The following is an 18,342-nucleotide window of genomic DNA, read 5'->3' as shown; positions in this document are numbered from 1 at the left end:
GCGCCGATGGTAGTGTGGGGTCTCCCCATGTGAGAGTAGGTCACTGCCAGATACCTCTTCAAACCCGTAGCGGAAACGCTGCGGGTTTTTTCGTATGTGCACGCCAAAATCTATTCTCATAAATAGTCTTGAAGAGATGAAACGGATGTTATAGGGTTATTGGAATTCTAGACGTCTATACATCTTAAGAAGGGAGTGCTTTAAGATGCCTATTAAAATTCCTGATCAGCTACCCGCGGCAAGTACATTGCGTCAGGAAAACATCTTTGTGATGCCTGAAACTCGCGCTGCTAGCCAAAGCATTCGTCCTCTTAAAGTTCTGTTACTCAATCTCATGCCGAAGAAGATTGAGACCGAAACGCAGTTCATGCGCTTGTTGTCCAACAGTCCGCTTCAAATAGACGTAGAGCTTTTACGCATTGATGACAGGCCTAGCAAAAACACGCCAACTGAACACCTTGATACCTTTTATCGTCAATTTCAGATGATAAGAGAGCGTAACTTCGATGGGTTAATCGTCACAGGCGCACCGCTGGGTCTGGTTCAATTTGAAGACGTGATTTACTGGGATCACCTGCAAGACATAATGACGTGGGCAAAAGATCACGTTACCTCAACCCTGTATGTCTGTTGGGCCGCTCAAGCTGGATTGAAGTTACTGTATGACTTGCCGAAGAAAACCCGTAAAGAGAAACTTTCTGGCGTGTATTGGCATAACACTAATAAAGAGCACGGTCATAACCCAATCCTTCGAGGGTTTGATGATGCCTTCTTAGCGCCGCACTCTCGTTACGCCGATTTCTCTCCAGACTTTCTTGCTGAGCATACCGATCTTGATATTTTGGCAACCTCTTCGACAGCAGGAACTTATCTGGCGGCGACCAAGGACAAGCGTAATGTCTTTGTCACTGGCCACCCAGAGTATGATCCGCTGACTTTGCACAACGAATATGTTCGCGATGTTGGGGAAGGCATGGAGCCGCCTATTCCAGTGAACTACTATCCTGATGATGACCCTTCAAAAGACCCATATGTGAGCTGGCGCAGTCATGGCTATATGTTGTTTTCCAATTGGCTGAATTACTGTGTTTACCAGCAAACGCCATTCGATTTGGATCACTTCTCAGAAGAAGCATTTACGAAAGACGAAGATGCCTAAGTCGCAAATTTCAGATGGTAAAAAGCCTGCTAGAAGCAGGCTTTTTTTCATTTCGGGGCTTTTCTATATATACCGATATATCGTTTTATTCGACGCTCTTCTCTACCGAGGATTCATTCTTGGTTTGAACGTGAGGGTTGATTTCCATGTCCCTTTCCGCGACTTTCGCTTTCTCGATCATTTTTGTGATTGTAGAACCCTGAACAAGAATTGAGAACACGACGACCGCATAGGTCATCACCAGAATAATTTCGCGTACATCAATATTCTTTTCTGGCACAACCATATAGCCTGCCGGTACTGCCATCGCCATCGCAATAGCTAGGCCGCCACGAAGACCGCCCCATGTCAAAATACGCACAGAGAAAGGGTTGTAGTCGCGGTAGCGGTTAAAGCCGACATAACAAAGGCGAACGCTCAAGTATCGAGCGACAAGCACTAGAGGTATAGCAAATGCCATGATGATCCAATCTTCTTTGTGGAAGCTAAAGGTCAACATGCTCAAGCCAATCAACAAGAACAACACACCATTTAAGAACTCATCAACCAGTTCCCAGAAATGGTCGAGGTGGTCTTCACTTTCTTTGGAGAAACCAATATAGCGCGTCCAGTTACCGATCATGATACCAGCGACAACCATGGCTAATGGACCCGATACACCAATGAGGCCCGCGAAAACATAACCTGCAGTTGGAATACCTAGAGTCAGCAATAACTCCATAGAGTGGTCATCGGTGTTAGAGATCAGGTAATGGAACAAGAGTCCAAGCAGGAACCCGTAAACAATGCCACCAATTGCTTCATGCAAGAAGAGCTCAACCACGCCCATGACCGTTGGCGTTTCTGTACCAAAAGCGACACCAAACAAGGTCATGAATATGACCAAACCGAAACCATCGTTAAACAGCGATTCGCCTTCAATTTGCGTCGAGATGCGTTTGGGGGCATTGAGCTTCTTAACAATGGCCAATACCGCAATTGGATCGGTGGGTGAGATCAATGAGCCGAACAGTAGGCAGTAGATGAAAGCGAATGGAATGCCGATGAGTTGGAAGAATAACCAAGCTACACCGCCGATGAAGAAGGTGGAAACCAAGGTTGCGCCCAGGGCAAGCACAGTGATTTCCCACTTTTGATCTTTTAGATTGGGTAGTTTGACCCCGAGACCACCTGCAAACAGCAGAAATCCAAGAACGCCTTTCAGCAAGAAGTCATCGAAGTGTACTTCGTTAAGAGTTTCTGCCGCCAAGTCTTTCAAATCAAACCAGTTGTTCTGACCTGAAATGACGATGCCGAGAGAGAGAATCAGAGCGCCAGCAGTGATTGCGATGGTTGTTTGCATTTGGCCAATTTTACTATTGATAAATGCAATAGCCATGGCAGCGGCTGCGAGAAAACACAGTGTTGTATAGACGGTCATAGGTGACCCCATGTTAGCGAAAAAAGGAGATCCCAAAATTTGTAACGAAATATAGATCTATGCGAGCAAGAAAACTACAACAAATCCGAGTGTTTTCGGGGATCTGACGAGAGTGAGTGCTGAATAGACGTCTAGATTTCCAATTAAGCTATGTTACTATGCAACAAGCGAGCAATTTAAGAAGGAATTTGTGGCTGTGAGTAGTAAGGACATACTAAAAAAACTGTTGGCTGAGCGCATTCTCATTATTGATGGTGGTATGGGCACCATGATCCAGGACTACAAACTGGATGAGTCTGATTACCGTGGTGAGCGTTTTTCTGATTGGCATTCTGACCTAAAAGGCAACAATGACCTTTTAGTCCTGACACAGCCAGCGCTCATTAAACAAATTCATGCAGAGTATCTGGAAGCAGGTGCTGACATCCTTGAGACCAACACTTTTAATGCCACCACGATTGCCATGGCTGACTATGACATGGAATCGCTGAGTGCTGAGATCAACTTAGAAGCGGCAAGGCTTGCCCGCGAAGTTGCCGATGAGTGGACGGCAAAAAATCCCGATAAACCCCGTTTTGTTGCTGGCGTTCTTGGCCCTACGAACCGCACCTGTTCTATCTCGCCGGATGTGAACGATCCTGGCTATCGAAATGTAACGTTCGATCAATTGGTTGAAGCTTATTCTGAATCGACGCGCGCATTGATTGCGGGCGGAGCAGACATCATCTTGGTCGAAACCATTTTTGATACCTTGAATGCTAAGGCATGTACCTTCGCTATTGAAACCGTGTTTGATCAAGACGGCATTGAACTGCCTGTTATGATCTCAGGCACGATCACCGATGCCTCGGGTCGTACGCTTTCCGGTCAAACCACCGAAGCGTTCTATAACTCTCTACGACACGTTAAGCCTATCTCGTTTGGTCTTAACTGTGCACTAGGGCCTGATGAATTACGTCAGTATGTTGAAGAGCTGTCGCGAATTTCCGAGTGCTCTGTTTCTGCTCACCCCAATGCGGGTTTGCCGAATGCGTTTGGTGAATATGACCTCAGCCCTGAAGACATGGCCGAGCACATCGCTGAATGGGCGCAAAGTGGTTTCTTAAACTTAGTGGGTGGCTGTTGTGGTACGACGCCAGAGCATATTCGCAAAATGGCAGAAGCCACGCACAATGTGAAGCCCCGCCAATTGCCGGATTTACCAAAATACTGCCGTTTATCTGGTCTTGAGCCATTGACGATCGCGCCCGACACCTTGTTCATCAACGTTGGTGAACGTACAAACGTGACGGGCTCAGCTCGCTTTAAGCGTCTGATTAAAGAAGAGCTTTATGATGAAGCCTTGGAAGTTGCGCGTCAGCAAGTAGAAGCCGGTGCGCAGATCATCGATATCAACATGGATGAAGGCATGTTGGATGCGGAAGCTGCGATGGTTCGCTTCCTGAACTTGTGTGCGACCGAGCCTGAAATCTCGAAAGTTCCCATTATGGTCGATTCATCAAAATGGGAAATCTTAGAGGCTGGCCTGAAGTGTGTTCAGGGCAAACCGATTGTTAACTCGATTTCCATGAAAGAAGGTGTCGAGAAATTCATTGAGCAAGCCAAGTTAATTCGTCGCTACGGCGCAGCAGTTATCGTGATGGCGTTCGATGAAGTGGGCCAAGCCGATACGCGTGAACGCAAAACCGAAATTTGTACCGAAGCCTATAACATTCTGGTGAATGAGGTGGGCTTCCCACCCGAAGACATCATCTTCGACCCGAACATCTTTGCGGTGGCAACGGGTATTGAAGAGCACAACAACTACGCGGTCGACTTCATCGAAGCGGTCGGTGATATCAAGCGCACATTGCCACATGCCATGGTCTCGGGCGGTGTGTCGAATGTGTCGTTCTCATTCCGTGGTAATAACCCTGTTCGTGAAGCAATTCACGCCGTCTTCCTCTATTACTGCTTTAAAAACGGCATGGACATGGGAATCGTCAACGCAGGTCAGCTTGCGATTTATGACGATCTGCCGGATGAACTTCGTGAGGCCGTTGAAGACGTTGTATTGAACCGACGCGATGATGGTACAGAACGTCTTCTTGATATTGCGGACAAATACCGTGGCACAGGCGAAGTCAAAGAGGATCGCACGGCGCAAGAATGGCGCAGTTGGGATGTTGAGAAGCGTTTAGCGCACGCCTTGGTGAAAGGGATCACTGAGTTTATAGTTGAAGATACCGAAGAAGCCCGTACCAAAGCGAGCAAGCCACTAGAAGTGATTGAAGGCCCATTGATGGCAGGCATGAACATCGTGGGTGATTTATTTGGTGAAGGGAAAATGTTCCTGCCACAGGTGGTCAAATCCGCCCGTGTCATGAAGCAGGCGGTTGCCTATCTTGAACCGTATATCGACGCTGAAAAACAAGCCGGACAAACCAACGGTAAGATTCTGTTAGCTACGGTGAAAGGCGATGTGCATGACATTGGTAAGAATATCGTTGGTGTCGTGTTGCAGTGTAATAACTATGAAATTATTGATCTCGGCGTGATGGTGTCTTGCGACAAAATCTTGCAGGTCGCTAAAGAAGAAAACGTCGACATCATTGGCTTGAGTGGCCTTATCACCCCATCGCTTGATGAGATGGTACATGTCGCGAAAGAGATGGAGCGTCGTGGTTTTGATTTGCCGCTGCTGATAGGTGGGGCTACCACTTCAAAAGCGCATACTGCGGTTAAAATCGAAGAAAACTACCATGCGCCTGTGGTGTACGTTTCAAATGCGTCACGTGCGGTTGGTGTGTGTTCTGCATTGTTGTCTGATGAACATCGTCCTGCGTTTGTTGAGCGCACAAAGGCCGAGTATGTGACAGTGCGTGAACAACATGCGCGTAAGAAGCCACGCACGCCACCTGTCACCCTTGAAGAAGCGCGTGCAAACAAAGTACCGCTTGATTGGAATGCCTACACGCCACCAGTGCCAAACAAACCCGGCGTGCATGTGTTTACCGATTTCCCCGTCTCTAAAATTCGCAAATACATCGACTGGACGCCATTTTTCATGACGTGGTCGCTTAGCGGAAAATACCCGACGATTTTGCGTCATGAAGTGGTGGGCGAAGAAGCGCAGCGATTGTTTGATGACGCTAATGCGATACTGGATGACATCGAGCGCACAGGCATGATCAAAGCTAACGGCGTTTGTGGCTTGTTCCCAGCCAATAGTGTCGACGATGATGTTGAGGTTTACACAGATGAATCTCGCACTGAGGTTTTCACGGTATTAAATGGTTTACGTCAGCAAACCAAGAAACCGAAAGGGCCAAACTACTGTCTGTCGGACTACATTGCACCGAAAGAGAGTGGAAAGGCGGATTGGATCGGTGCGTTTGCGGTGACAGGCGGTATTGGCGAATATGACATTGCAGAGCAGTTCAAAGCCAAAGGCGATGATTACAACGCGATTATGGTTCAAGCGGTCGCTGACCGTTTAGCGGAAGCGTTTGCTGAATGTATGCATGAAGCCGTGCGTAAAGAGATTTGGGGCTATGCACCTGATGAAGCGTTGGCAAACGAAGATCTGATCCGTGAAAAGTATCAAGGTATTCGCCCTGCACCGGGTTACCCTGCGTGCCCTGAGCATACCGAAAAAGGCAAGATTTGGACTTTGCTGGATGCAGAAGCGAACACTGGCATGATCCTGACCGAAAGCTATGCAATGTGGCCAGGGGCTGCGGTTTCGGGCTGGTATTTCTCACACCCTGAATCGCGTTACTTTGCCGTTGCGCAGATCCAAGAAGATCAGCGAGACAGCTATGCGGATCGCAAAGGATGGGATTTGATCGAAGCCGAGAAATGGCTAGGGCCAAATCTGGGCTAGTGCTCGCGACCTAAGTTGTTCGAAAACATAAAAAGGCGCTCATTGAGCGCCTTTTCTGTATCTGCTACTTTTTCTGCCACCAGTCACGGCGGCAGAGGTCGAGCCGACTTATTCAAATAACTCTTTGTGAAGGGCTTTCACCACGTCTTTTGAATCGCTAGTACTGGTCAAAAAGCACAGGTTGTGGCTACTTGCACCATAGCAAATCATACGAAGGTTATAGTCCTCTAATGATCCAAAGATCTTCGCTGCCGCACCGCGAGATTCACCCATGTGGTTGCCGATCAGCGCCACTAAACACATATCTTGTTCCACGGTGACTTTGCACAGTTTGGCGAGTTCTTTCTGTGCTCCCTCAGGAAGCGTGGGTGCGCCGCCCTTAGTATTGGTTTGATCCAAGGTTAGGGAAACACTGACTTCCGACGTCGTAATGAGGTCAACGGACACTTTGTGCTTGGCAAGAATATTAAATACTTCAGCCAAAAAGCCATAAGCGTGAAACATGTTCAGACTGGTTAGCGTCACCATGGTTTGGTTGCAGCGTAATGCCAGTGCACGAAATAGCGGAGAGTGCTCGGCGGTATGACGGATCCACGTGCCGCCTTGGTCTGGGGCTTTTGACGAGCCAACAAACACTGGGATATCGTGGCGCATTGCAGGAACAAGGGTGGATGGGTGCAAAATCTTAGCACCGAAATTGGCCATCTCAGACGCTTCACTAAAGCTGATTTCTGCAATAGGCTTTGCTGCAGGCGCAATGCGAGGATCCGTGCTGTAGATCCCCGGTACATCTGTCCAGATCTCTAATGATGTTGCTTGCACGGCTTCAGCGAGCAGAGCTGCACTGTAATCAGAACCTCCACGCCCTAAGGTAGTGGTGTTGCCATTGTTATCTGCACCAATGAAACCCTGAGTCACCACAATTTTTGATTCGCACAATGGGCGAAGAATGCCTTGCGCGTGAAAAGCGGTTTCAATTAAATCAGGCGTCGCTTTACCAAAGACATTGTCCGTTTTCAGGATTTGTCGGACGTCGACACGTTCGGCGTCGAGGCCTTGCGCATTAAGTAAGTGGGCAAAAATATGGGTCGACATCAATTCGCCACATGCAACAAGGCTGTCGGTGAGGCGATCTGAAGGCGCACTCGCTGCGGCAGTCGCAAATGTTGCCACTTCATCAAGCACGTGATTGACGGCTTGAGCCACAACTGTACTTTCAGGTAATTGCGCCAAAATATTGAAATGAATATCAGCAAGCGTTGCCAACACTTCTTGTTGACGTTTCGCATCGGCAACACCATTTGCCAATTCAACCAGTAGATTAGTGACGCCTGAACAGGCGCTAATGACTACCAATCGAGTGTCAGAATTCCTTTTGATCACTGATGCGCTGTTAGACATAGCAGCGTAATCAGCAACACTCGTGCCGCCAAATTTTGCGACATTTAATGCGTTCACTTCCTTTTCTCTCCCACAATCGCGAATGGCGTTATCCTAAAAATAACGAAATACAAAATATATAAAATGCAAAAGCAGCGAGAGGGCAGGTATGGAAGAAAGGTAATTTCTCCAGAAGCGCTCCATCTCATCAGAGATGACAATCCGAAGGATTCAACCTTCTAGACCGACAACCCTACCCCCAAGGTTAGGTGTTATCTCGGCGTCTTATCCCCTGATCGGTTTGCATGGGAGCTGGGGCTCCGCAAACAGACTGCCTGATAGACGCGCCTCTTCTGCGTTTACACGATGAAGATCTCAACGTATAAAATTTGCTCTCTATTGATAATGTTTTGTAATGACTTTGTCAATTATAGATTGCGAGCTTTTGCCTCTCTTTTCGATCTTGTCGAGTAATTGGAGCATGACCGAGGTAGGAATAATGCGTGCTTGGGGGTTTGGCAAACACTGATCCAGTGATAGGGTAAGTCTACGAATGGAAGCTTATGGAGAACTAACAATGACAATATCCAGATTTATTCCGCCACAACGAACCTTGATGGGCCCAGGCCCTTCAGACGTTTCGCCGCGGGTACTACAAGCCCTATCACAGCCAACTATTGGGCATCTTGATCCCTTGTTTGTGGGGATGATGGATGAGGTCAAAGCGTTACTTCAATATGCCTTTCAAACTGAAAATGCTTTTACGATAGCGGTTTCTGCCCCTGGCAGCGCGGGTATGGAAGCCTGCTTTGTGAATCTGATAGAAGCGGGCGATACAGTGATTGTCTGCCGCAACGGTGTCTTTGGCGATCGCATGCGTGAAAACGTCGAACGGTGTGGCGCAACGGCAGTCATGGTAGATGATGAATGGGGCAAGCCCGTTGATCCTGCCAAAGTCGAACAAGCATTGCGTGACAATCCTCAAGCGTCAGTCTTGGCATTTGTGCATGCGGAAACCTCCACCGGTGCGCTCAGCGATGCGAAGACTTTATCGGCTTTAGCGAGAGAGCATGATTGCTTAACCATTGTTGATGCAGTGACCTCTTTAGGCGGCGTCCCTTTGTTGGTGGATGAATGGCAACTGGATGCGGTCTATTCTGGCAGCCAGAAGTGCTTGTCATGTGTTCCGGGCTTGTCGCCAGTGACGTTTTCGCCCAAGGCTGTTGAGAAAATGCAGAAGCGTGACCAGAAAGTACAGAGCTGGTTTTTAGATCAGAGCTTGGTGCTGGGTTACTGGAGTGGAGAAGGGAAACGAAGCTACCACCACACCGCACCGGTAAACAGCTTGTATGCGCTTCATGAGTCACTGTTGATGTTGCAACAAGAAGGGCTAGAGAATGCATGGCAGCGTCATCGTGATATGCATGAATTGCTCAAACTCGAGCTTGAAGCCTTGGGCATCGAGTTTCTTGTTGAGGCTCCTCATCGCCTTCCACAGCTGAATGCGGTGGCCATTCCTGATGGCATTGACGATGCGAATGTACGCAGTCGCTTATTGAACGAATACAATCTTGAAATTGGCGCAGGGCTAGGAGCTTTGGCTGGAAAAGCATGGCGTATTGGCTTGATGGGGTATACCGCGAGAAAAGAGAACATTGCGTTGTGTGCGAAAGCACTCAAGGATGTGTTGGGCTAGTTTGTTGGCTTGCCTCATCAGCCGAACGAGATAAGTTTGGTGCTATAAAAAAACGCCTGTTGAGGCGTTTTTTTTTATGCTCGTATTTGACCATGTCAGCAAAGGTTATTTGCTAAACGTTGGCTGAAACACACGATGAGGGAAAAGCGCATTTGCCTCTTGTTGAATCTGCATTGCCATTGTTTTGTTGCCTGTCAGCATGGCGAGCTCAATCAATGACTGGTAACCCTCCGCACTAGGAATGTTTGTTAATCGGCGAACTTGCTGGTGCAGGTATACTTCTTGAGCTTGTTTATCTCTGCGCTCAACACTGCGAAGAAATGCGCGCTTACCTGCCTCTTCACGAAAGAAGTCATGCCACCAAGGATGAGCTTGATATTGACGCAGTTTTTTGTCGCTCACTTGATAGGTGTGGAGCGCCTGTCCTCCTAGGTATACCGAGGACAGTACCAAGGTTGATGCCACAAGGAGAGTCACTGAGGAAAGCAGCTTAATGGGCACGGCAGAACGAATGGATGTACGCTCATATCGCGTTGAAAGGTTGTCTACCCAATAGAGCAATACGACCAATAGCAAGGCTAGGGTCGGGTTCACCGTGATAAATGGTGTCAAGGTGATACCAATTAATGAGGGCAGCATGATGGCGGTGAGCATCAGGCGCGTGCCCCAAGGCGCATCCATCAAACGGCGAATCACGAGTGTGATAAACAGGCCAAAGCTAACCAAAAGGGCAAGGCCTCCTTCAGTGAGTACTTTGGTTAACCAGCTAGATGGAAATTGTTGTACCGGCAGAACATTCAAAGTGCTTATGCCAAAAAGCAGCTGTGATTTCACTTGCTGGCCGAGCCCGACACCTTCAAATTGTGCGCTTTTTAATAGTGCTAGCATTTGCTCTATTGCGCTAAGTTCTTGTGCAGAATAGCGAGGCGTAAACAATGCACCGGAACTTAACCATCCCGCATAGCCTGCAATCAAAAACCCCAATGCCAACGCGCAGTTCCACAACCCATGATGAAGTTTGCGACTAAAGCGATAAAGGAATGGTTGAGTCAGAACAATGATAAGCAGTACGGCCGTCACCAACCAAGGTTGACCAAGTGCCATTAGGGTAGGAAGAACCACCAATGGTGTCGCCAGAAGGATAATGTGCACTGGCACCAAGTTGCGTTTGTATACCCGAGTTCTAGCGAGCAAGTAGGCCGACAATGCAAGCGAGGTGAGGAGCACAATGCTAGCGGTATCGTCATGAAAACTTGCGGTTTGCTGCGCGGCGTCGTGCCAGCCGAAGTGACTCATCAGCGACGGCGTAAAAAACAATAGGGCGAGCAGCCAACCTGATATCAAAGGAAGCCAAAGTAAATACTGGCGTTGCAGGTGGTTAAAACTGAACTGTTGCAAGGTACAAAAGAAAAGGAGTGCGGTGATGACGCTTAGTGTGTGCCAGATTGCAGCATTAAAATCGGCATGCAGGTAAAAGACTGGCAATAACGAAATGAAAGCACAAATTGACAGCCAGCGAGTCAGCGACGTTGTACTCAGCCGTTTTTGCCGTGCAACTTCCCATAACCCAAAACAAACGATGGCAATCGATAACAAAAATGTCAGGGCGATAGATGGATGCTGAATGCCAGAAACCGCAAGCTGGATCTGATTCAAAGGAAGGCAGAATAGAAACAGGGCGGCCATCGCGATCAGCACTGGCTTCACCAAGGGCTTTCTGGCCACCAGTGATGGCCAGTGAAATTGGAATCGAGTTGTGGGCATTAACTTATCTTGCACCTGTTATTTGCAATGGATGAGTCACCATCATGCTTAACTGAGTAAGGGTTTCAAGAAACGAGCCGTATGCGATTCCGTAGATTTCGCCACTTGCTCCGGTGTGCCTTCTGCGATGATCATGCCGCCACCACTGCCGCCTTCTGGGCCTAAATCAACAATCCAATCTGCGGTTTTTATTACATCCAAGTTATGCTCAATGACCACGATAGTATTGCCATGGTCACGCAGTCGATGCAAAACATTCAACAGCTGTTGGATATCATGGAAGTGGAGACCCGTTGTTGGCTCGTCCAAAATATATAGCGTCTTACCCGTATCGCGTTTAGATAGCTCTCTTGCCAGTTTAACACGTTGAGCTTCACCACCAGATAATGTCGTGGCTGCTTGACCAAGACGGATATAAGACAGGCCGACATCCATCAAGGTTTGCAGTTTGCGGGCAATCGCTGGCACGGCGTCAAAGTACTCTCGTGCATCTTCAACCGTCATCTCAAGAACTTCATCGATGGTTTTGCCTTTGTAACGGATCTCTAAAGTTTCACGGTTATAACGCTTACCTTTACATGCATCACAAGGAACGTAAACGTCAGGCAGGAAGTGCATTTCAACTTTGATGACACCATCACCTTGGCAGGCTTCACAGCGACCGCCTTTCACATTGAAACTAAATCGCCCGACTTTATAGCCGCGAGCCCGTGATTCTTGTGTGCCAGCAAATAGCTCACGAATGGGCGTGAAAATACCGGTGTAAGTCGCAGGGTTAGATCTCGGTGTACGACCGATCGGGCTTTGGTCAATGTCGATGACTTTGTCGAAGTGATCAATGCCTTCAATGTCTTTAAATGGCGCGGGTTCGCCCGTGGTTGCGCCGTTTAAGCGCTGGTGGGCAATCCTGTAGAAGGTGTCATTAATCAGTGTGGATTTACCTGAACCAGACACGCCGGTAACGCAGGTAAACAGGCCAACAGGAAGTGTTAGATTGACGTTTCTCAGGTTATTGCCTGATGCCCCTTTTAGCTTCACGACCTGTTTTTTGTCATAAGGCACGCGTTGAGTCGGGATCTCGATTTTCTTCTTCCCACTGAGATACTGACCTGTCAATGAGTTCTCATTGGCAATAATGTCTTCATAAGTGCCTTCCGCTACGACAAAACCACCATGAACACCAGCACCTGGGCCGATATCGATGATGTGGTCCGCGGCGCGAATCGCATCTTCATCATGCTCAACAACCAACACGGTGTTGCCAAGATTACGGAGGTGATTCAGTGTGCTCAACAGACGTTCATTGTCGCGCTGGTGGAGACCAATGGACGGTTCATCCAGCACGTACATGACACCCACTAAGCCTGCACCAATTTGGCTTGCTAAGCGGATGCGCTGCGCTTCGCCACCTGAGAGCGTGTCTGCGCTGCGTGATAAGTTGAGGTAGTTCAAGCCGACATTGACCAAAAAGTGCAGTCGGTCGTGGATCTCTTTCATGATCTTATCGGCTATCTGCGCACGTTGCCCCGTCAGTGAAAGATCCGCAAAAAACGTCAAGGCGTCATGGATACTCATTTCGCTCACAGCAGGCAAGTTGGTATCGCCAATAAACACATGACGCGCTTCTTCGCGAAGGCGAGATCCGCCACAACTTGAACAAGGCTTGTTAGCGATGTATTTCGCAAGCTCTTCTCTCACCGCCATGGATTCAGTGTCACGATAACGGCGGTTAAGGTTATTCAAAATGCCTTCGAATGGATGCTTGCGTACAGTGAGGTCGCCGCGGTCATTGACATATTTAAATGCAATATCGGTTTTACCAGAGCCATCGAGCACGACATCACGAATAGCATCAGGTAAGTCTTGCCATGGCGTTTCAATGTCGAATTTGTAATGTTCTGCCAGCGATGTCAGCATTTGGAAATAGTAGAAATTTCGACGATCCCAGCCTCGAATTGCGCCACCAGCAAGGCTTACTGCTTCGTTTTGCACGACGCGATTTTCATCGAAATATTGCTGAACACCAAGGCCATCACAGGTTGGACAGGCACCTGCTGGGTTGTTGAAAGAGAACAGGCGAGGCTCAAGCTCTTGCATGCTATAGCCGCAGTGTGGGCAAGCGAAGTTGGCTGAAAACACCATGTCTTCACCGTCGCCATCCATATGGCTGACAACAGCCGTACCACCAGTGAGTTCCAGTGCGGTTTCGAACGATTCAGCCAAGCGTTGCTGCAAATCGTCGCGTACTTTAAAGCGGTCAACAACCACTTCGATGGTGTGCTTCTTGTGCAGTTCAAGGGTAGGTGGATCGGAAAGATCGCACACTTCACCGTCGATGCGTGCGCGGATAAAACCATGCGCAACGAGGTTTTCTAAGGTTTTGACATGTTCGCCCTTGCGCTCTTTCACAATCGGTGCAAGCAGCATGAGCTTGGTGCCTTCTTCAAGCTCAAGCGCCTTATCGACCATTTGGCTGACGGTCTGCGCTTCCAATGTCACATTGTGAGTTGGGCAGCGCGGGTCGCCAACGCGGGCAAAAAGGAGTCGCAAGTAGTCGTAGATTTCGGTAATCGTCCCCACGGTAGAGCGTGGATTGTGTGAGGTCGACTTTTGCTCGATAGAAATCGCAGGGGAGAGACCATCAATGTGGTCAACATCTGGTTTTTCCATCAGTGACAAGAACTGGCGCGCATAGGCAGACAGTGACTCAACATAACGACGTTGGCCTTCTGCGTACAAGGTGTCAAATGCGAGAGAGGATTTTCCTGAACCAGAAAGCCCTGTGATGACAATCATCTTGTCACGAGGAATGGTTAGGTTAATGTTTTTCAGGTTATGGGTGCGAGCCCCTCTGACGTCAATTGTATCCATGTCTACCTTGCCTGCGAGTCAGAATTGATTCTGACGAAAAACGGATGAAAGAAAGTATCCCACAATATCGAACAATGAAAAAGAAGAAAGCTGTATGAATATACAGCTTTATTTGATTCTACAGTGACGTTATTAAACGTGAAGCAAGTGAGAGACGATCACTTAAATTTCACGGTTTTCTGCGGTTGCTTCGGTGCGTCAGATTCTAGGTAGATGTTTTGGTAGCAGTAGTTCGTTGCTTCAATAAACCCTTCTACGCTGCCGCAGTCAAAACGCTCGCCTTTGAATTTGTAAGCAAGAACACATCCGCTTTGCGCCTGCTGGAGCAATGCATCGGTAATTTGGATTTCGCCATTCTTACCTGGCTCTGTTTTTTCAAGAATATCGAAAATATCTGGCGTCAGGATGTAGCGACCAATAATAGCAAGGTTGCTTGGTGCCGTGCCTGGTTCTGGCTTCTCAACCATGTTATCTACGCGGAACAAGTCATCTTTGATCTCTTGTCCTGAAATAACACCGTATTTGTGTGTCTCATCATCTGGCACTTCTTCAACGGCCACGATAGAACAGCGAAACTGTTTATACAGTGCCACCATTTGAGACAATACACCTTCGTCTTGGTTAACACATAAGTCATCAGCTAGGACAACGGCAAAGGCTTCATCACCAACAAGATCACGACCTGTCAGGATCGCATGGCCCAAACCACGCATTTCTTTTTGGCGGATATAGGTGAAAGATGCCGCATCGATGGTGGCACGGATATCTTCGAGAAGCGCTTCTTTGTTGGTGCCTTTGATTTGATGTTCAAGTTCGTAGTTTTTGTCGAAATGATCCATCAGGCTATGCTTTCCTCGGCCTGTGACAATGCACATACCATTGATTCCAGCTTCAATAGCTTCATCTACACCGTATTCAATCAAAGGCTTGTTGACGATAGGCATCATCTCTTTAGGCATTGATTTGGTGGCAGGCAAAAAACGAGTTCCGTAACCCGCCGCCGGAAAAAGGCACTTCTTAATCATCAGATATCCTTAATTTTTTACGTCCAACTAACTGTAAGTCATATTATTTTCGTGAGTAGTGGAATGTTACCACTAACCCGTGGTGATTTGTTACATTCTTGGGATTTAGGGTTACTTAGCCGATAGGCCAAAAACCAAGTCGCTGTTTTACTTTACTCAGTGCCAGCAAATTTTGCGTACTGACACCAACACTGACTGCTACCGCTGCACCGAGTATTCCCCATAAAGACGTCAATACCATCAATAATGTCACGGTGAATATACCGGCAAAGATGGTGACGTTTCTCATGTCTTTCTCATAGCCACACATGGTTAGCAAAAAGCCAACCGAACCTGTCATAACATTGATAGTCTGGCCGATGGCGAGAACAACAAGCAATTGCCCTGACTGTGAAAACTCAGATCCAAACAAAGACATGATGGCATCAGGCCAAATCAATACGAGCGCCAACACAGGAAATGAAAATGCAATCATCATACGTGTTGATAGCTGCGCGAGTCTTTTTAGCTGGTCAAATTTCCCTGCATTATACAGCGCTGAAAAACGCGGTGCTGCGACGAAGTTTACGACCATGAGCATAAAACTGATTAACATCGATGTTCGTTGCGCGGCAGAGAAAAATGCCACCTCTTCGCTCGAAGCAAAATAACCTACGATGACGACTGACGCCCAAGGGATGGCTTGCCCTGTTGCTGAGATGAGCCAGAGGTTTGGCGCGGCTTGCCAAAGCGAGGGCATGCGCAGATTGCGGAAGTTCACCTCTCGAGTAGATACCTTGAACCACATCCAAAGCCCGGTAATAACGACAACAGCCGAGGCGATGACGTAAAGAATGGCTGCGCTGCTGGACAGAGGTATGTCTTGATAATACGGAAGATACAGCAGTGCGGGCATCGCCAACACGGTGACGCCGAGCTGCATAGAACAAACCGATGCAATAACATTTCTGGTTGCCTGCAGGGCATACCCGTTTAAGAAAAACAGACTAATAAATGGGATGGCAGCCGCGAAGTATTGCAGGGTGATCGTTGCGTCGGGTTTGTTGAATACAGAATCAGCCAGCCAAGGCGCACAGAGGTGCACGATGATGGCTGTCAGCACTGACGTGGGCAAAACGGCGACATAGGCATTGGTGAAAACCTGATTGGTTGTCTCGCTGTCACCACTAACATGCGATTGCCCGATAAAGCGAAGCATGGCGTTGTCCATGCCGAGCAAGCAGAGTGTTCCGAGCAAAATGGCGAGGCTTAAACCTAAAAAGAAGAGTCCAGACTGTTCTGCGCCAAGTACTCGCGCTGCAACGACACTCAGTAAAAATGCAGCGCCCGCCGCAAAGACACGAAACAAAGCGGCTAAAGCGGCATGAACGAAAAATTGCCGGCGTTCGGGAGCCAGTGATTGATAGCGATTTAGGAGGGCGGAAAGCATGACTCGAACCTCACCAAGGAAATGCAAGTGGAACAAGAGTGATAACACCAAGCCCGTAGATAACTGAAAGTGGTGCTCCCGCTTTCAGATAATCTCTCGTTTGGTAGCGCCCAGCCGTGTAAACCATCAGGTTGGTTTGATAGCCAAATGGAGATAAGAAGCTGGCGCTCGCTGCAAACGCAACGGTCATGATAAAAGGCATTGGGTCAACGTTGTATTGCGCAGCAATGGCCAGCCCAATGGGGAAGGCTATCGCTGCTGCTGCATTGTTAGTAATGAGTTCGGTCATGAGCCATGTGGCGAGATATAAAATGACCAGCGCACCAAATGGGCCGCCATTCTGGCTCAATATCACCAAGGTGGATGCAAGGCTATCGGCGAGTCCTGTTTGACTGATGGCTTGTGCGAGACCAAGTGCCGAGCCAACCACCAATACTAATTCAAAGGGAAAGCGACGGCGAAGATCATGGACCGATATCAGTTTGAAACCTATTGCGGCAGCAAGGAGTAATATCAGCCCTTTATGCAACGGCAGTATGTCGGTAAAACTTGCCACCAAAACGACGATAGCACCGAGCAAAAAGCACATGGATTGCTGAGGGCTTAGAAAGGTGCCATGTTCACGTTCCCCGACTAAGACAAAGTTCTGTGCGAGGTTATCTCGACGATAAAAATCGTCACCGACAGCAAGGACGAGTAGATCACCACCCTGCAAACGAACTTGCCCTAAACCGCCACGAAGCTGGTGGTTACCGCGCTTTACTGCCACGACTGCCGCACCGAATTGCACTCGAAAATTGAGCGATTTGATGGTTCTCCCTGAGACCATCGCATTAGGCGTCACGACAACATCGACCAAATTGTCAGAGGGCAATTTTTCCCCCTGAGTATTGAGTGTTAGTCCGTTGAATCGAGTGAGCAAAGGAGTCGCATCGAGATCGCCAGAAAAGACCAGCACATCATTGGCCTGCAGAAGTTCACTGGGCGACACGGGTGAAATCACTCGATCCCCTCGAATAATCTCCACGAGAAATAGGCGTTCTAGGTGCCTAAGACCGCTGGCTTCGACACTTTGATTAATCATGGAAGAATCAGCATCGAGGCGAGATTCCAATAGATACTGGTGTGTGTCCCCTTTCGTTTTGGCATTGCGGTTGGGCAAAAGGGGGAGCGACACGAAAACGATCACGATGATCCCTAACAGAAAGAGGGGCGCGCCCACTAACGTGAAATCAAAGAAATTGATCCCCGAAAGACCCGCATTCAGTGTAAAGCCATTGACGAGCAAGTTGGTTGACGTGCCAATCAGCGTCATGGTGCCACCCAAAATGGCGGCATAAGACAACGGAATAAGCAGTTTGCTACCTGAGTGCGAGCTTTGTGTCATGCTCCTCATCAAGGTAGAGACGACCGCTGTGTTGTTAATCACCGCAGACAATAAGCCGGCCGAGATAGTCGATTGCAGCGCGACCCGCCGTAAACTGCCTCGTGTGCACCATTGCCCCAACACACTGATTAATAGCGTGCGCTCTAATACCACAGAAACAAGTATGAGTAGCACCAAGGTAATCAGAGCGGGATTAGTGAAATTATTGAATAGCTGGGTAGCAGGAACAATGTCGGCGATTAACAATGCTGTAAATACGCCGCCAAACACCAACGCAGGGCGAAGACTGGTAAACAGCAATGCCACCAGCAGTGCCAAAATCAGGAATGCTACCAGCCAACTCATT

At 48.3% G+C, this 18,342-nt stretch carries 10 protein-coding genes and 1 riboswitch; of the genes, 3 read left to right on the top strand and 7 right to left on the bottom strand.

Going from position 1 to position 18,342, the window contains the following annotated elements:
- Window positions 1–205: 205 nt before the first annotated feature.
- Window positions 206–1,159 (top strand): homoserine O-acetyltransferase MetA, encoded by a 954-nt coding sequence (gene metA, locus Q365_RS0109830; protein ID WP_028023190.1) that lies wholly within the window; start codon window positions 206–208, stop codon window positions 1,157–1,159.
- Between the two features lie 85 nt (window positions 1,160–1,244).
- Here metA and Q365_RS0109825 read toward each other — a convergent pair whose 3' ends face one another.
- Window positions 1,245–2,579, bottom strand: coding sequence for a cation:proton antiporter (locus tag Q365_RS0109825; protein WP_028023189.1), 1,335 nt, complete (start codon window positions 2,577–2,579; stop codon window positions 1,245–1,247).
- Between the two features lie 190 nt (window positions 2,580–2,769).
- On the opposite strand from Q365_RS0109825, the gene metH reads away from it, so the two are divergent.
- Window positions 2,770–6,444, top strand: a complete 3,675-nt coding sequence (gene metH, locus Q365_RS0109820) for a methionine synthase (protein ID WP_028023188.1) — start codon at window positions 2,770–2,772, stop codon at window positions 6,442–6,444.
- Between the two features lie 108 nt (window positions 6,445–6,552).
- Here the strand turns inward: metH and lysC are convergent, their stop codons facing one another.
- Window positions 6,553–7,902 (bottom strand): lysine-sensitive aspartokinase 3, encoded by a 1,350-nt coding sequence (gene lysC / locus Q365_RS0109815; RefSeq protein ID WP_028023187.1) that lies wholly within the window; start codon window positions 7,900–7,902, stop codon window positions 6,553–6,555.
- 107 nt (window positions 7,903–8,009) lie between these two features.
- Window positions 8,010–8,185: riboswitch (Lysine riboswitch) on the bottom strand.
- Window positions 8,186–8,401: 216 nt separating this feature from the next.
- On the opposite strand from lysC, the gene Q365_RS0109810 reads away from it, so the two are divergent.
- Window positions 8,402–9,520 (top strand): pyridoxal-phosphate-dependent aminotransferase family protein, encoded by a 1,119-nt coding sequence (locus Q365_RS0109810; protein ID WP_028023186.1) that lies wholly within the window; start codon window positions 8,402–8,404, stop codon window positions 9,518–9,520.
- Between the two features lie 105 nt (window positions 9,521–9,625).
- Here the strand turns inward: Q365_RS0109810 and Q365_RS0109805 are convergent, their stop codons facing one another.
- The 5 genes from Q365_RS0109805 to Q365_RS0109785 all read right to left on the bottom strand — a co-directional run bounded on the left by Q365_RS0109805 (window position 9,626) and on the right by Q365_RS0109785 (window position 18,341).
- Window positions 9,626–11,284, bottom strand: a complete 1,659-nt coding sequence (locus Q365_RS0109805; protein ID WP_245621531.1) for a Wzy polymerase domain-containing protein — start codon at window positions 11,282–11,284, stop codon at window positions 9,626–9,628.
- 48 nt (window positions 11,285–11,332) lie between these two features.
- Entirely contained in the window at window positions 11,333–14,155 is a 2,823-nt protein-coding gene (gene uvrA / locus Q365_RS0109800) for an excinuclease ABC subunit UvrA (RefSeq protein ID WP_028023184.1), read from the bottom strand.
- Between the two features lie 158 nt (window positions 14,156–14,313).
- Entirely contained in the window at window positions 14,314–15,180 is an 867-nt protein-coding gene (galU, locus tag Q365_RS0109795; protein WP_028023183.1) for a UTP--glucose-1-phosphate uridylyltransferase GalU, read from the bottom strand.
- 115 nt (window positions 15,181–15,295) lie between these two features.
- The gene (locus Q365_RS0109790) at window positions 15,296–16,609 is read right to left on the bottom strand and encodes a flippase (protein ID WP_028023182.1); all 1,314 of its coding nucleotides are present in this window, start codon (window positions 16,607–16,609) and stop codon (window positions 15,296–15,298) included.
- Window positions 16,610–16,619: 10 nt separating this feature from the next.
- Complete coding sequence (locus Q365_RS0109785; RefSeq protein ID WP_028023181.1) at window positions 16,620–18,341, bottom strand: SLC13 family permease; 1,722 nt, start codon at window positions 18,339–18,341, stop codon at window positions 16,620–16,622.
- Between the last annotated feature and the right edge of the window lies 1 nt (window position 18,342).

The organism is Enterovibrio calviensis DSM 14347 (genome assembly GCF_000621165.1).
Classification (GTDB): Bacteria; Pseudomonadota; Gammaproteobacteria; order Enterobacterales; family Vibrionaceae; genus Enterovibrio; species Enterovibrio calviensis.
Note: the sequence above shows the minus strand (reverse complement) of the source record. Positions and strands in the feature narration are given on the sequence as shown.

What these genes read in the sequence shown, in the direction of transcription:
- galU (WP_028023183.1), bottom strand. Translation starts at nt 15,180, where the DNA reads ATGATTAAGAAGTGCCTTTTTCCGGCGGCGGGTTACGGAACTCGTTTT.
- Q365_RS0109790 (WP_028023182.1), bottom strand. Translation starts at nt 16,609, where the DNA reads ATGCTTTCCGCCCTCCTAAATCGCTATCAATCACTGGCTCCCGAACGC.
- Q365_RS0109810 (WP_028023186.1), top strand. Translation starts at nt 8,402, where the DNA reads ATGACAATATCCAGATTTATTCCGCCACAACGAACCTTGATGGGCCCA.
- uvrA (WP_028023184.1), bottom strand. Translation starts at nt 14,155, where the DNA reads ATGGATACAATTGACGTCAGAGGGGCTCGCACCCATAACCTGAAAAAC.
- Q365_RS0109785 (WP_028023181.1), bottom strand. Translation starts at nt 18,341, where the DNA reads ATGAGTTGGCTGGTAGCATTCCTGATTTTGGCACTGCTGGTGGCATTG.
- Q365_RS0109825 (WP_028023189.1), bottom strand. Translation starts at nt 2,579, where the DNA reads ATGACCGTCTATACAACACTGTGTTTTCTCGCAGCCGCTGCCATGGCT.
- Q365_RS0109805 (WP_245621531.1), bottom strand. Translation starts at nt 11,284, where the DNA reads ATGCCCACAACTCGATTCCAATTTCACTGGCCATCACTGGTGGCCAGA.
- metA (WP_028023190.1), top strand. Translation starts at nt 206, where the DNA reads ATGCCTATTAAAATTCCTGATCAGCTACCCGCGGCAAGTACATTGCGT.